This is a genomic window from Sphingomonas sp. Root241, from assembly GCF_001428865.1.
Lineage (GTDB): Bacteria > Pseudomonadota > Alphaproteobacteria > Sphingomonadales > Sphingomonadaceae > Sphingomonas.
Genome location: NZ_LMIV01000001.1, coordinates 59,908 through 73,151 on the forward strand (window position 1 = coordinate 59,908; position 13,244 = coordinate 73,151).

Here is a 13,244-nt window from a genome sequence, read left to right on the forward strand (position 1 = left end):
AAGTTAATTCCTCAGGGTTGCAACATGTCTGTGCGCGACGGTGGAGACGACACGGACGGCGCCGATATGGATATCGAACGCGCGTTCGGAAAGTGCCGGTGCCAGGCAGGGTCGGCGGCGCGGATGCGGGTCGCCGAAGTCGGATCGGGGCGAAAGCGCAGCAGCACGAGGGCCGGCAATCTCCAACTCGTCCATTTCTTCGCCTGGCCTGCGGGCCGCACAGCGCGCCGCAGCCAACTCATCGCGGGACTAGCGTGAGCACGTGCATCATAGCCCGGACGTGCAATCACCGCAATCGGAACCTGCCGCGCAATGTCGCGCCACCGTTCCCATTGATCGAATTGGGCAAGATTGTCGGCGCCCATCAGCCAGATGAAGCGATGTTTGGGAAAGACCCGCGGGAGCCGATCCAACGTATCGGCGGTATAGCGCGTCCCGAGCCGCTTCTCGATATCGGTGACCCGGATCGGCGCGTGGCGCGCCATCCTCTGCGCCGAGGCCATGCGCGCCTTGAACGGCGCCATCCCCGCTTTGTCCTTGAGCGGATTGCCGGGGGAGACCAGCCACCACACCTCGTCGAGCCTGAGCGCGCGGATTGCGTGGAGCGAGAGCTTGCGGTGCCCGCGATGCGCGGGATTGAACGAGCCGCCGAGCAGGCCGATGCGTTTCACAATTCGATTTGCCAGTCCTCGCGCTCGTGGTGCACGCGCAAGATATTGATGCCGTCTCCCGACAGGCGGTAAACGATCAGATGCGGCGTATTGATGACGCGCAGAACGCGTACGCCATCGCCAATTGGTCGTCCTCCGTGCGGGAAATTCTCCAGAAAGTAAGCGCGAGAGCGGATTGCCGCGAGCGTAGCGAGCGCTATCTCGCCGGAAGCATTCTCTTCCAGCCAAGCGTCGATCGCCCAGAGATCATCGGTGGCTTGCTGGGTCCATTTCAGCGTCGGCATCGATCCCGATGCTTTTCCATGCGCGCCTCGAGCTCTGCCATCACTTGCTCGTGTGGGACCAATTCGCCGCGGTCGGCGGCGTCAATCCCCACCTGGACAAAGGCTCTGAAGTCGGCTTCGCTCTCCGCCACGCGCTGAATTGCTTCGGCGGCAAAATCTTCGATACTTCGTCCGCGCGCTTCGGCGAGCTGTTCCACCAAGGCGAGCGTTTCGGCGTCGATCTGCGTGGTGATGGAAGTCGGCTTGTTCATATCGTCAAGCTACGCCTACCGGCTTTCCGCTTCAAGGCCGCGCCTGGCCTGTTCCCCGCACCACCCATTTGTACGTCGTCAGCCCCTCGAGCGCGACCGGGCCGCGGGCGTGGAGGCGGCCGGTGGAGATGCCGATCTCGGCGCCGAGGCCGAATTCGCCGCCGTCGGCGAATTGCGTCGAGGCGTTCCACATCACGATCGCGCTGTCGACTTGCGCAAGGAAGCGCTCGGCAGTGCCTGCATCCTCGGTGACGATCGCGTCGGTGTGATGCGATCCGTGCGCGGCGATATGCGCCATCGCCGCATCGGCATCGTCGACCAGCTTCACCGAGAGGATCGCGTCGAGATATTCGGTGTCCCAGTCGCCGCATTCCACCGGCAGCGTCCGCGGCTCGATCGCCTGGATTTCGGCATCGCCGCGCAGCTCGCAGCCGGCATCGGCGAGCGCGGCGAGCACCGGCGCGGGATCGGCGAAACCGCGGTCGATCAGCAGTGTCTCGGTCGCGCCGCAGATGCCGGTGCGGCGCATCTTGGCGTTGAGCGCGAGGTCCCTCGCCATCGCGGGATCGGCCGCGCGATCGATGAAAGTGTGGTTGAGTCCGTCGAGATGCGCGAGCACGGGCACGCGCGCCTCGGCCTGGACGCGGGCGACGAGACCCTTGCCGCCGCGCGGCACGACCATGTCGATCGCGCCCTCGGCAGTCAGGATCGCGCCCACTGCAGCGCGATCGGTGACCGGGACGAGCTGGACCGCGTCGGCGGGCATGCCGCCGGCCTCGAGCCCCTTGGCCAGCGCGGCATGGATCGCACGGTTGCTGCGGATCGCTTCCGAACCGCCGCGCAGGATCGCGGCATTGCCCGACATCGCGCAGAGCGCGCCGGCATCGGCGGTGACGTTGGGGCGGCTCTCATAGATGATGCCGATCACGCCGATCGGGATGCGCACGCGCGTCAGCACCAGCCCGTTGGGGCGCTCGACGCGCTCGATCACCTTGCCGACCGGATCGTCGAGCCGGGCGACGGCCTCGACGCCTGCTGCGGTCGCCTCGACCCGCCCGGCATCGAGCCGGAGCCGATCGAGCAGCGCGCCCGACAGCCCGGAGGCCTCGGCCGCGGCCATGTCCTCGGCATTGGCCGCGACGATCGCGTCGCTCGCCTCGCGGATCGCTGCTGCAGCCGCGAGCAATGCGCGGCTCTTCTGGTCGCTGGTCATCGCCGCGAGCCGGCGCGCGGCGGTGCGCGCCCGCGCGGTCATGTCTGCGATCAGCATCTGGATATCGGCATCGGCCATGCTGCACCCGCTAGCACGACTTGGTGCAAGCTGGTAGGCCATGGCGCATGGGGGAATTCGAGGCAGCCGGCGAAATCGTCACCGGAGGATTGCTGGGCCGCGCGCTGGAGCCGCGGGCCGGCGAGGGGCAATCGCACGCGCACCGGATGTGCCTCAATTGCGGCACTGCGCTGATCGGGCCGCATTGCCATCACTGCGGACAATCGGGACATGTCCATCGTTCGCTCGGTGCGGTCGGGCACGAGATCGTCCACGGCGTATTCCACTTCGAAGGCAAGTTCTGGCGCACGCTGCCGCTGCTCGCATGGCGCCCGGGCGATCTCACTCGGCGGTACGTTGCGGGTGAGCGCGCGCGCTTCGTCTCGCCGATGGCGATCTTCCTCTTCTCGATCTTCGCGATGTTTGCGGTGTTCTCCTTCGCGGGGATCGCGCCGCCAACCGACATGCGCGGGGTCAACGCCTATCCGCTCGCCGCGATCAAGACCGAGCGGGGCCAGGTGGAGAAGCAGCGCGAAAAGGCGTTGCGCCAGACCCGGGACGCCGATCTCGACGCCGACGACCGCGCGGACGCGGGCAAGGACCTCGCCGAAGCCGACGCGCGGCTGAAGGACCTCGACAGCGCGGCCAAGGCGCTCAAGGAAGACCCGGTCGAGGCCAATGTCGCGCATACCGGCTGGTACACGCTCGATCACGGCATCGAGAAGTGGCAGCAAAACCCGGCGCTGATGGTCTACAAGCTTCAGTCGAGCGTCTACAAATTCTCGTGGTTGCTGATCCCGCTGTCGCTGCCGTTCCTGTGGCTGCTGTTCTTCTGGAAGCGCCAGTACAAGCTCTACGACCACGCGGTCTTCATCATCTATTCGATCGCGTTCATGTCGCTGCTGTTCATCGCGATCACGCTGGCGGCGAAGCTGGGCGTGCCCTCGGGCTGGCTGGGCGCGGCGGGCGTATTCATCCCCTTCCTCCACATCACCCGGCAGCTCAAACAGGCCTATCAGCTGCGCTGGTGGTCGGCGGTGCTCCGCGCGATGGTGCTGACCTGGTTCATCGCGATCGTGCTGGTGCTCTTCCTGCTGATCCTGGTGGCGATGGGGATGACGGGCTGAGTGGCTATGCCATCGGACAGGGGTAGGTCTTGTTGAGATAGGCGTAGAGGCCGTCCTTGAGTTCGACTTCCTGCTCGGCCGGTGACAGCGCCTTGAAATAGGCCATGAGCTTGTCGCTATCGAATTTCGCTTGTCCGCGAGGCGGCGGACACGCGATGGGTTCCCCCGTCGCCTTCCCCTTGTCGACATCGGCACGCCAGGCCTCGAGGATCGCCTCCAGCTCGTTCACGAGCCGCCGCAGCTCGGGATCGAGCCTCGCCATCTCGCCGAGCTTCCCCACCGCAGTCCACCGCGCGATGAATTCGCGGACCGGCATTGCCTGCACGGGAGCCGCGAACAGGCTGATCGCCGCAGCCGGAAGCAGCAGGTGCCTCACCGGCAAGGATAGGTCCGCTTCATATAGGCGTAGACCGCCGCCTTCATGCTCATCCCCCGCTTCGCCGGCGGGATCTTTTCGAGTTCGGCGAGCATCTGCTTCGGTGTAAGCTTCGGCTTGCCGGTCTCGGGCGGGCAGCTGTGCGGGGGCTTGCCGGCGGCGCGCGCGGCGCGCAGGTCGGCGGTATAGGCGGTCCGGATCGCGGCGACTTCCCGCTTGAGCAGCTCGGCATCGGGCGAGAGCAATGCCAGCGCGCCCTGTGCCTGCAGCGCTTTCGCCTTGGCGAGGAATTGCGCGACGGTCATCGCCTGCACCGCGTTCGGCACTGCGAATACCAATACGGCAACCACAGCCGTCAGACGCCGCATATGAAAAGCCCTCCCGCGATTTCTCGGGGGAGGGCTAGTCGTATCGGGTTTAACGGCGACTGAATTCACGCACCCTGCGGGGCAGGATTGCCGAACGGCCCCTTGGGCTTGCGGATCTTGGGGATCGAAGTGCCCGCGGTGGCGACCGGAGCCGCCTTCGAGCCGGGATCCTCGCGGCCCAGATCCTCGCCGGCGATCAGCCGCTTGATCTCCTCGCCGGTCAGCGTCTCATATTCGAGCAATGCCTGGGCGAGGCTGTGGAGCTGGTCGACATGGTCGGTCAGCACCTGTTTGGCGCGGTTGAGCCCGCCCTCGACCAGTTTCTTGATCTCGGCATCGATCAGCTGCGCGGTCTCGTTCGACATCTGCGCCGGGCGTGCCATGCCGTAGCCCAGATAATTCTGGTCATCCTCGGCATATTCGAGCGGACCGACCGCCTCGGACATGCCCCAGCGGGTGACCATCGAGCGCGCGAGACGCGTCGCCGACTGGATGTCCGACGAAGCACCGGAAGACACGCGGTCGTAGCCGAAGATCAGCTCCTCGGCGACGCGGCCGCCCATCGCGATCGAGAGATGGGCATACATCTGGTCGCGGTGCATCGAGTTCTGGTCGCGCTCGGGCAGGCGCATCACCATGCCGAGTGCGCGGCCGCGCGGGATGATCGTCGCCTTGTGGATCGGATCCGAGGCCGGCTCGTGCATCGCGACGATGGCGTGACCGGCCTCGTGATAGGCGGTCATCCGCTTCTCGTCCTCGGTCATCAGCATCGACTTGCGCTCGGCGCCCATCATGACCTTGTCCTTGGCGTCCTCGAACTCGCTCATCGCGACGAGGCGCTTGCCGCGGCGCGCCGCCAGCAATGCCGCCTCGTTGACGAGGTTCGCCAGATCGGCGCCCGAGAAGCCCGGCGTGCCGCGCGCGATGACGCGCGGATCGACGTCGGGCGCCAGCGGCACCTTCTTCATGTGGACCGAGAGGATCTTCACGCGGCCTTCGATGTCCGGACGCGGCACCACGACCTGGCGGTCGAAACGGCCCGGGCGCAGCAGCGCCGGATCGAGCACGTCGGGGCGGTTGGTCGCCGCAATGATGATGATGCCTTCGTTCGCCTCGAAGCCGTCCATCTCGACGAGCAGCTGGTTGAGCGTCTGCTCGCGCTCGTCATTCTGGTTGCCGAGGCCCGCGCCGCGCGAACGGCCGACCGCGTCGATCTCATCGATGAAGAGGATGCACGGCGCCGATTTCTTGGCCTGCTCGAACATGTCGCGGACGCGGCTCGCGCCGACGCCGACGAACATCTCGACGAAGTCCGAGCCCGAAATGGTGAAGAACGGCACGCCCGCCTCGCCCGCAATCGCACGGGCGAGCAGCGTCTTACCGGTGCCGGGCGAGCCGACCAGCAGCGCGCCCTTGGGGATCTTGCCGCCGAGGCGGGCGAACTTGGTGGGATCGCGCAGGAATTCGACGATCTCCTGCAGCTCCTCGCGCGCCTCGTCGATGCCGGCGACATCGTCGAAGGTGACCTTGCCTTCCTTCTGGGTCAGCAGGCGGGCGCGGCTCTTGCCGAAGCCCATCGCGCCGGAGCCCGAATTCTTCTGCATCTGGCGCAGCACGAAGAAGGCGATGCCGAGGAAGAGCAGGAAGGGGAGCGATTGGTAGAGGATGTAGAACCAGACCGACGGCTGCTCCTCGGGGCGCGCGTTGATCGCGACGCCTTTCTCGCGCAGCGTCGAGATCAGCTGGGGATCGTTGGGCGCGTTGGTGCGAAACTTGGCGTCGCTGGAGAGCGTGCCCGAGACGAGGCTCGTGCCCGCCGAGCCCGCTGCGATGTTGACCGACTTGACCTCGCCGGCCTGCACCTTGTCGAGGAAGCTCGAATAGGACATCGCATCGCCCGCGGTCTGCGCGCCCGGACGATCGAACATCGTCACGAACAGCGCCAGCGCTGCGAGAATGCCCACCCAGATCAGGAGGCTCTTCATCCAGGGATTGCCGCCGCCGTTTTCGGGACCCTGCGGCTTGTTGTTGTCGTTCATCGAGCTCGATACCTTTCGCCCACCCTAGATAGGCACCGCCAGGTTAATGGCAATGGAACAACGCCGATCAGTGTGATCGACGCGCCGGGGCCAGGCTGAAACGCCATTCAGCACGTTTCGCCTCGGCTTTCACCCCCGCAATCGTACCGGTGCCCCCCGAGAGGAGCGTGGCGACGATACGATCTAAACTTTCGCCGCGGATTTCCGTCTCCAGCTCGAACTCGAACCGGATGTAGTCGATCGCTCTCTCTGCCAGTCGGCGCCGGAGTTCGTGGGGCAGATCGGTCGGGTCGAGCCAGACGACTTCATGATTCTCGATTCGGCTGCGCACGGACCATTCGCGTTCGGCAATCCATTTCAGTGCATCCTCTGCGTGCCGCAGGTTGGACGCTGCCAGCGCCAGGCGCGCGGCCGGCAATTCGCCGGTTTCCGCAAGGAGTGCGCGCATGCGGGCACGGTCATAGCGGGTATCGCTATTAGACGCATCTTCAACTGCGCTCACTCCCGCCGCCGTCACGATGCCTGCCAGCTCGGTCCGGCTCCAGCCGAGAAGCGGCCGCACGAGCGCAGGCCCCGGAATGCCTTCGCACAGCGGACGCATGCAGCGCATCGCGGCCAGCCCACGTACGCCGGCACCCCGCCGCGCCCGCATCAGGAAGGTTTCCGCGACGTCATCCTGCTGGTGCGCGACCGCCACCCATTCCGTGCGCCAGGGCCGGTCCGACCGGAACGTTCCGGATGCGCCCCAGAATTGAAGGAGGAAATAGCGAAGCCAGCGCGCCCATTCCTGCAAATTGCCGACAGGCAGTGTCCCGTCCGGGCGCGTCAGAATGTCGTGAGGTACGCCGAGCCGATCGCAGAGGCGATGCACGAATGCCGCTTCCTCCGCGGCTTCCGGCCGCAGGCCGTGGTCCACCGTGGCTGCGACGACGTGTCCCGGATAGGCAGCGGCAGCGAGCAGCAGTAATGCAAGGCTGTCCGCTCCACCCGAAACGGCCACGCCGAGCTTATGCTCCGCATCGGGCGCACGGCCAGTAATTGCTTCCAGGTCGCGCCGAAAGCGCGCAACCTGTTCCGCCGGGGGCGTCAGCTCATTTGCACTTTTGCGCGGCACGTCCCTCGGCGATGCCGTTCTTCATCTCCGCCGACAGCCGCGCGCCGTAGAGCTGGTCGAGCTCGGTATAGACCTTGCACACTTCGCTCGCGGGCTTCTTCAGCTTGGTGAGCGCCTGCGCCAGATAATAGAGGCTGTCCGGCGCGCGCTCGCCATTGGGGTTCTTCTTGTAATTCTCGTAAAAGGCGACCGCTGCGAGGCTCGGCGCACCGGCGTCGAGATAGGCGCGGCCGAGCAAGTTCTGCGAAAAGCTCGCGCGGCGATGCTCCGGATATTTGGTCGCCACCGCTTCGAGTTCGCGGCGCGCTTCCGGATAGAGCTTGGCCTGCCACAGGCGATAGCCATAGGTATAGCCGTCCTCGGCCGGATCGCCGCTATTGGGCTTCTGGATCGCTGCGACTTGCTGCGCGCGGGTGCCGGTCGGCTTGGCGGCGGGTGTCTCTTCGGCGGGCGGGCGGGTCGCGGGCCGGGTCGGCCGCGTGGAGGTTTCGCCCAGATCGACCGGCGCGATCATCGGATCGCCCGATGCGCCGATCTGCGCGCGGCCGTCTTCCAGCGCCTTCAGCCGCGCGTCGGTCGCGCGCTTGTATGCGCTGAACCCGTCCTCGATCTGGCGGAGCCGATAGCCGTCCTGCTCGACCTGTCCGGTGAGCGACTGCACCTGATTCTCGAGCGCGGCGACGCGCTGGGTCAGATCGGCGACCGGGCTCCCCGAAGGGACACCGGGCACTTCGGTGGTGGCGTCGGGCACGATCTGCGGCTCGATCGTCTGGCCCGCGCCGCCCGGGAACACCTTGCGCTGCACGGCGCGCATCTCACGCTCGAGCCGGTCGACGCGGCCCTCGACCGCTGTGGTCTGCGCCTGGGCGGAGACCGGCCCGGCAATGGCGGCGGTCAGGCCTGCCGCAACAATCAGAAAACGCATTCGTCACACCCCCCGGTGCAGATTTCGGGACTTAACCAGATGATATAGTCGACACGCCGTGCCTTGTCGCCAGCCTTAAAGCGTGGCGGCGGCGTTGCCAGCAGGCGCGTCCGCGGGTGCGGCAGATGGGGTCGATGGCGCGCCGGATTGCCCGCGCGCCTGTAGCGCCGCGGCACTCACCTCGACTTCGACGGTCGTCACGCCGGTGCCCAGCGGCGGCACGTTCGAGCCGTTGAGCAGCACCTGGATCCGATCGGGCCGGGCGGTGCGAACCCGCGGGCGATCGGCATCGGCCGGTACGTCATAGCGCTCGTTCGGCGCCATTTCCTTCTCGAACAGCCGTTTGCCGCTCGCATCGGTCACGCGAATCCACGCACTGTCGGTCGCCACCAAAGTCACTTGCCCGCCGGTGACCGGCGCTGGTGCGGGTGCCTTGGCATTGCCCGGATCGGCGGCGATCGTATTTTCAATGGGGATCACATTCTCGTCCGGCGCGCCGCCGCGGAACAGATCGGTGCCATACCAGAGCCCCACGCCGATCAGCACCAATATGGCGACGACGACGCCGACGATGACGATGCCGCTCGGCGGCGTGCGCGAGCGCTCGTTGAAATCATAGGCCGGGGGCGGCGCGGGGCGTTCCGGCCGCTCGCCGATCTCGAGCCGCAATTCGCGTGCGAGTTCGACCTCGTCGGCGCCGATCGCCCGGGCATAGGCCTTGGCGAAGCCGAGCGCATAAGTGGATGACGGCAGGCTGGCGAAGTTCGACTGCTCGATCGCCTCGAGATGGCGTAGCGGAATCCGGGTGCGGCTCGCGATATCGCTCAATTCGAGCTTCTGCGCCTCGCGCGCCGCACGCAGCTTCTCACCCACGGTCGCAGGGAAAAGCGTCGGGTTGTCGGCGTTTTCGCCTTCCATTCTCACCTCCGGCGGAAGGGTTCGCGGCCCTGGGTGCTCCCGCCTTTGGGCGGGTGTCCCTCACGCCGCTGCCCCTGTCAACGCTGCCGCAGCAAATCTGGCGAAAGATCAGGCGAGTTCGACCGAATGCTCGCTCGCCCAGCCCGTGAGCACGTCGCGCAGCGGCGCGCGCGGGTCGGCGAGCCACGGCTGCATCGCGTCGATCAGCGCGCCGCGATCGAGCGAGCGGACCATCGCCTTGATCGGGCCCACCGCCGCCGGGGTGATCGAAAGCCGGTCGATGCCGAGCCCGATCAACGCCATCGCCTCGAGCGGACGTCCTCCCATCTCGCCGCACACCGCCACCGGCACGTCCGCCGCATGCGCCTGATCGATCACGCGCTTGAGGAAGCGCAGGATCGAGGGGCTCAGCCAGTCGTAGCGCAGCGCCAGCTTGGGATGCGCGCGATCGGCGGCGAACAGGAACTGAGTGAGGTCGTTGGTGCCGATCGACAGGAAATCGATCTTCGGCAGCAATATGTCGAGCACTTCGGCGAGTGCCGGCACTTCGAGCATCGCGCCATAGCGGATCTCGGTCGGCATTTTGCGCCCGCGCGCGGCCAGCCATGCGCGCTGCGCCTCGAACAGGTCTCGCGCGGCATCGAATTCCCAAGGCTCGGAGACCATCGGGAACATGATGTTGAGCGTCTTGCCCGCGCCCGCCTCGATCAGCGCGCGTGCCTGCGCCTTCATCAGGCCATCGCGATCGAGCGCGAGCCGCAGCGCGCGCCAGCCCATCGCCGGGTTTTCTTCGTCGCCGTCTTCGTCGTGGTTGAGATAGGGGAGCGCCTTGTCGCCGCCGATATCCACGGTACGGAAGGTCACCGGGCGCTCGCCCGCGGCTTCGAGCACGTCCTTGTACAGCCGCCTTTGCGCCTCGCGCTGCGGCAGCGTCGCCGAGACGAGGAACTGGAATTCGGTACGAAACAGCCCGATCCCGTCGGCGCCGGTCAGGTCCAGTGCGGCGAGATCGTCGCGCAGCCCGGCATTGACCATCACCGTGATGCGATGCCCGTCCTTCGATATCGGCACTTCGCCGCGCAACTGGGCGAAGGCGGCGCGGCGCTTCTGGCTGAGCGCCAATTTGGCCTCGAACGCCTCCTGCATCGCCGTCGTCGGGCGGACGAACAGGCTCTCCTCGGCAGTGTCGAGCAGCAGCATGTCGCCCTCGGCGATCAGCCGCCGCACGTCGCGTACGCGGCCGAGCACGGGCACGCCCATCGCCCGCGCGACGATGGTGACGTGCGCGGTCAGCGATCCTTCCTCGAGCACCACGCCCTTCAGCCGCCGCCGGTCATATTCGAGCAGTTCGGCCGGGCCGAGATTGCGCGCGATCAGGATCGAATCCTGCCGCAGGCCCATCTGCGCCGCAGTGCCCAGCTGGCCCGAAACGATGCGGAGCAGCCGGTTGGAGAGGTCCTCCAGGTCGTGCATCCGGTCGCGCAGCAGCGCATCGTCGATCTCGCGCATCCGCATCCGGGTGCGTTGCTGGACGCGCTCGATCGCTGCCTCGGCGGTGAGGCCCGAATCGATCGCCTCGTTGATCCGCCGGCTCCAGCCTTCGTCGTAGGCGAACATCTTGTAGGTCGCGAGGACCTCGTCATGCTCGCCGCCGCCGCCGAACTCGGCCTGGCTGGCCATGCGCTCGATCTGGTCGCGCATCTTGTCGAACGCGGCATAGACGCGGTGGCGCTCGACTTCGATATCTTCGGCGACAGTGTGCTCGATGGTGATCCGCGGCTGGTGGAACACCGCGACGCCCGCCGCCATGCCCTCGACCAGCTTGAAGCCGCTCGCGCGCGATGCCGCGGTCGATTGCGGACGCGTCGTCGCGCCGCCGGTCTGGTCGACCAGGTCGGCGTTGGCGATCAGCTCGGACAGCACCATCGCCACGGTCTGCAATGCCTCGATCTCGACATCCGCATAGCGCCGCGGCTCGGCATGCTGGACCGCGAGCACGCCCACCGCGCGCTCGCGCCGGATGATCGGCACGCCGGCGAAGCTGTGGAAGCGCTCTTCGCCCGTTTCGGGGCGATAGGCGAAATCGGGATGCGTCGCCGCCTCGTCGAGGTTCAACGTCTCGACATTGGCCGCGATCGTGCCGACCAGACCCTCGCCCAATGCGAGCTTGGTGACGTGCACCGCCTCCTGCGCCAACCCGCGCGTCGCGAACAGTTCGAGCACGCCTTCGCGCAGCAGATAGATCGAGCAGACCTCGCTATCGAGCACGGTGCCGATGATTTCCGCCACCGAATTGAGCTTCGACTGCGCGGGCAGCCGTTTCGCCATCACGTCGTGAAGGCGGGTGAGGATCTCGCGGGCGGAAGCGGCGGCAGTGAGGGCCATGCTCCTCGGCTAACAGATTGTCCCGGCGCGCGCCATTGTCCCGCACGACAAAGCGCGCCTCAACAAAGCAGCGCGCCGAACCGCTGAAGCGCCGCCGTCGCCACCCCCCGGCAATTTCCTATTGCATTTGGCTTTACTGTATATCATACAGTGTATGACACATACCATGTGAGGCACGGCAATGCCCATCGAAGAGGATCTGTTCGAAAAGCTGCGCGTCGAGCTCCGGCGCGGCTCGCTGGTGCTGGCGGTGCTCGGGGCACTGCGCGAGGAGCGCTATGGCTACACGCTGCGCACCAGCCTCGAAGAGGCCGGGCTGCCGATCGACGAAGGCGCGCTCTATCCGCTGCTGCGCCGGCTCGAGGCACAGGGCCTGCTCACCAGCGAATGGCGCGAAGAGGCGAAGCGCAACAAGCGCTTCTACCGCCTCTCGCCGGAAGGCCTCGAGATCCTCGCCCAGTTGCTCGGCGAATGGAACGCGATCTCGGAATCGATCCTGCTGCTCACCGGAAAGGACAAGTGATGGACCTCATCGAACGCTATCTGGGCGCAGTCCGCTGGAACCTGCCCGCCGACCGTGCCGACGACATTCTCGCCGAACTCGGCGATCTGATCAGCGCACGGGTCGAGGATCGTGAGGAAGCGCTGGGCCGTTCGCTAGGCAAGGACGAGATCAGCAAGCTGCTCAAGGAGTTCGGTCACCCGCTCGCAGTCGCCGGACAATATCACGATCAGCGCGCGTTGATCGGGCCCGAAGTTTTTCCCTTCTATTGGTTCGCGCTGCGCGTGTGGCTGGCGGTCGTCGCTGTTATAGAAGCGATCCAGATCGGCGGACGCGTGATCGTCGGCAGCGAGCATATCTCGCGGGCGTTGGCACACGGCGTGGGCCAGGCCTTCGAAACGCTGCTGCTCCATGCCGCGCTGGTCACGCTCGCTTTCGCCGTGATCGAACGGACCGGCTGGCTCGCCACTTATCTCGAGCGCTGGAAGCCCGAGGAATTGCCGGAACTCCCGGCGCTGCGTGTTCGCGGTCGGCAACGTCCGTGGTCGTGGGAATCGGTGTTCGGCATCGCGTTCGGCATCGCCTTTCTCGCCTGGTGGAGCGGATCGATCGAGCTGCCGCTGATCCCGCACAATGCCGGAGTCACGGTCCATGGGGCACCGGTCTGGGCGGATCTCTATTGGCCGGTGGTCTTGTTGGTCTGGGTGCAGATCGTGCAGAATCTGGTCACGCTGCTCCGCCCCGGATGGAAGATGGTGCGCGGGACGCTTGTGATCCTCGCTACTGCGGGCACCGTGGCCATCGCCGCCGTCCTTCACCAAGCGGGACGTGTGGTGATCGTAACCGCCGCGACCGACGCCGCGCAGGCGGCACGGATTCAGGACAGCCTCGACAAGGCGCTTGAATTCGGCGTGGTGATCGTCGCGGCGATCACGATCTTCCAAGGTGCGGTCGAGCTGTGGAAGCTCTTCCGCGAGCAGCGGCTGGCTGACGCGTAAAATCCTCCCCCGCTTC

14 protein-coding genes are annotated in these 13,244 nt (G+C 66.4%); 3 read left to right on the plus strand and 11 right to left on the minus strand.

Features of this window, described 5'->3' with window-relative positions:
- Positions 1 to 11: 11 nt before the first annotated feature.
- From ASE13_RS00295 to ASE13_RS00310, 4 genes are read right to left on the minus strand one after another with little or no spacing between them, the layout of a single operon-like run.
- Positions 12 to 671: a nicotinate-nucleotide adenylyltransferase gene (locus tag ASE13_RS00295; RefSeq protein ID WP_056610001.1), complete on the minus strand. Its 660-nt coding sequence runs from the start codon at positions 669 to 671 to the stop codon at positions 12 to 14.
- Positions 668 to 955 (minus strand): type II toxin-antitoxin system RelE/ParE family toxin, encoded by a 288-nt coding sequence (locus ASE13_RS00300; protein ID WP_056610003.1) that lies wholly within the window; start codon positions 953 to 955, stop codon positions 668 to 670. Before ASE13_RS00300 ends, ASE13_RS00295 begins: the two co-directional genes overlap by 4 nt.
- Positions 943 to 1,206 carry a CopG family ribbon-helix-helix protein gene (locus tag ASE13_RS00305; RefSeq protein ID WP_056610004.1) on the minus strand — a complete coding sequence of 88 codons (264 nt, stop codon included), beginning with the start codon at positions 1,204 to 1,206 and terminating at the stop codon, positions 943 to 945. Before ASE13_RS00305 ends, ASE13_RS00300 begins: the two co-directional genes overlap by 13 nt.
- Positions 1,207 to 1,237: 31 nt before the next feature.
- Positions 1,238 to 2,497, minus strand: coding sequence for a glutamate-5-semialdehyde dehydrogenase (locus tag ASE13_RS00310; protein WP_056610009.1), 1,260 nt, complete (start codon positions 2,495 to 2,497; stop codon positions 1,238 to 1,240).
- Between the two features lie 47 nt (positions 2,498 to 2,544).
- On the opposite strand from ASE13_RS00310, the gene ASE13_RS00315 reads away from it, so the two are divergent.
- The gene (locus tag ASE13_RS00315; RefSeq protein ID WP_056610012.1) at positions 2,545 to 3,603 is read left to right on the plus strand and encodes a DUF3667 domain-containing protein; all 1,059 of its coding nucleotides are present in this window, start codon (positions 2,545 to 2,547) and stop codon (positions 3,601 to 3,603) included.
- A 4-nt stretch (positions 3,604 to 3,607) separates the two neighbouring features.
- Here ASE13_RS00315 and ASE13_RS00320 read toward each other — a convergent pair whose 3' ends face one another.
- The 7 genes from ASE13_RS00320 to ptsP all read right to left on the minus strand — a co-directional run bounded on the left by ASE13_RS00320 (position 3,608) and on the right by ptsP (position 11,728).
- The gene (locus ASE13_RS00320) at positions 3,608 to 3,979 is read right to left on the minus strand and encodes a hypothetical protein (RefSeq protein WP_056610015.1); all 372 of its coding nucleotides are present in this window, start codon (positions 3,977 to 3,979) and stop codon (positions 3,608 to 3,610) included.
- The gene (locus ASE13_RS00325; protein ID WP_056610017.1) at positions 3,976 to 4,347 is read right to left on the minus strand and encodes a hypothetical protein; all 372 of its coding nucleotides are present in this window, start codon (positions 4,345 to 4,347) and stop codon (positions 3,976 to 3,978) included. Before ASE13_RS00325 ends, ASE13_RS00320 begins: the two co-directional genes overlap by 4 nt.
- Before the next feature lie 65 nt (positions 4,348 to 4,412).
- Positions 4,413 to 6,386 carry an ATP-dependent zinc metalloprotease FtsH gene (ftsH, locus tag ASE13_RS00330; RefSeq protein ID WP_056610019.1) on the minus strand — a complete coding sequence of 658 codons (1,974 nt, stop codon included), beginning with the start codon at positions 6,384 to 6,386 and terminating at the stop codon, positions 4,413 to 4,415.
- A gap of 67 nt (positions 6,387 to 6,453) precedes the next feature.
- Positions 6,454 to 7,500 (minus strand): tRNA lysidine(34) synthetase TilS, encoded by a 1,047-nt coding sequence (gene tilS, locus ASE13_RS00335; protein WP_056610022.1) that lies wholly within the window; start codon positions 7,498 to 7,500, stop codon positions 6,454 to 6,456.
- The gene (locus ASE13_RS00340) at positions 7,478 to 8,425 is read right to left on the minus strand and encodes a tetratricopeptide repeat protein (protein ID WP_056610025.1); all 948 of its coding nucleotides are present in this window, start codon (positions 8,423 to 8,425) and stop codon (positions 7,478 to 7,480) included. Before ASE13_RS00340 ends, tilS begins: the two co-directional genes overlap by 23 nt.
- A 75-nt stretch (positions 8,426 to 8,500) precedes the next feature.
- Complete coding sequence (locus tag ASE13_RS00345; RefSeq protein ID WP_056610026.1) at positions 8,501 to 9,343, minus strand: helix-turn-helix domain-containing protein; 843 nt, start codon at positions 9,341 to 9,343, stop codon at positions 8,501 to 8,503.
- Positions 9,344 to 9,451: 108 nt separating this feature from the next.
- Positions 9,452 to 11,728: a phosphoenolpyruvate--protein phosphotransferase gene (ptsP, locus tag ASE13_RS00350; protein WP_056610028.1), complete on the minus strand. Its 2,277-nt coding sequence runs from the start codon at positions 11,726 to 11,728 to the stop codon at positions 9,452 to 9,454.
- Between the two features lie 181 nt (positions 11,729 to 11,909).
- On the opposite strand from ptsP, the gene ASE13_RS00355 reads away from it, so the two are divergent.
- A complete protein-coding gene (locus ASE13_RS00355) occupies positions 11,910 to 12,251 on the plus strand; it encodes a PadR family transcriptional regulator (protein WP_056610029.1) in 342 nt (113 codons plus the stop codon).
- On the plus strand, positions 12,251 to 13,228 hold the full coding sequence (locus tag ASE13_RS00360; RefSeq protein ID WP_056610032.1) for a hypothetical protein: 978 nt from the start codon (positions 12,251 to 12,253) through the stop codon (positions 13,226 to 13,228). The genes ASE13_RS00355 and ASE13_RS00360 overlap by 1 nt, the downstream gene beginning before the upstream one ends.
- Positions 13,229 to 13,244: the final 16 nt, after the last annotated feature.

What these genes read in the sequence shown, in the direction of transcription:
- ASE13_RS00310 (WP_056610009.1), bottom strand. Translation starts at nt 2,497, where the DNA reads ATGGCCGATGCCGATATCCAGATGCTGATCGCAGACATGACCGCGCGG.
- ASE13_RS00315 (WP_056610012.1), top strand. Translation starts at nt 2,545, where the DNA reads ATGGGGGAATTCGAGGCAGCCGGCGAAATCGTCACCGGAGGATTGCTG.
- ASE13_RS00360 (WP_056610032.1), top strand. Translation starts at nt 12,251, where the DNA reads ATGGACCTCATCGAACGCTATCTGGGCGCAGTCCGCTGGAACCTGCCC.
- ASE13_RS00325 (WP_056610017.1), bottom strand. Translation starts at nt 4,347, where the DNA reads ATGCGGCGTCTGACGGCTGTGGTTGCCGTATTGGTATTCGCAGTGCCG.
- ASE13_RS00300 (WP_056610003.1), bottom strand. Translation starts at nt 955, where the DNA reads ATGCCGACGCTGAAATGGACCCAGCAAGCCACCGATGATCTCTGGGCG.
- ASE13_RS00340 (WP_056610025.1), bottom strand. Translation starts at nt 8,425, where the DNA reads ATGCGTTTTCTGATTGTTGCGGCAGGCCTGACCGCCGCCATTGCCGGG.
- ftsH (WP_056610019.1), bottom strand. Translation starts at nt 6,386, where the DNA reads ATGAACGACAACAACAAGCCGCAGGGTCCCGAAAACGGCGGCGGCAAT.
- ASE13_RS00305 (WP_056610004.1), bottom strand. Translation starts at nt 1,206, where the DNA reads ATGAACAAGCCGACTTCCATCACCACGCAGATCGACGCCGAAACGCTC.
- ASE13_RS00345 (WP_056610026.1), bottom strand. Translation starts at nt 9,343, where the DNA reads ATGGAAGGCGAAAACGCCGACAACCCGACGCTTTTCCCTGCGACCGTG.
- ASE13_RS00355 (WP_056610029.1), top strand. Translation starts at nt 11,910, where the DNA reads ATGCCCATCGAAGAGGATCTGTTCGAAAAGCTGCGCGTCGAGCTCCGG.
- ptsP (WP_056610028.1), bottom strand. Translation starts at nt 11,728, where the DNA reads ATGGCCCTCACTGCCGCCGCTTCCGCCCGCGAGATCCTCACCCGCCTT.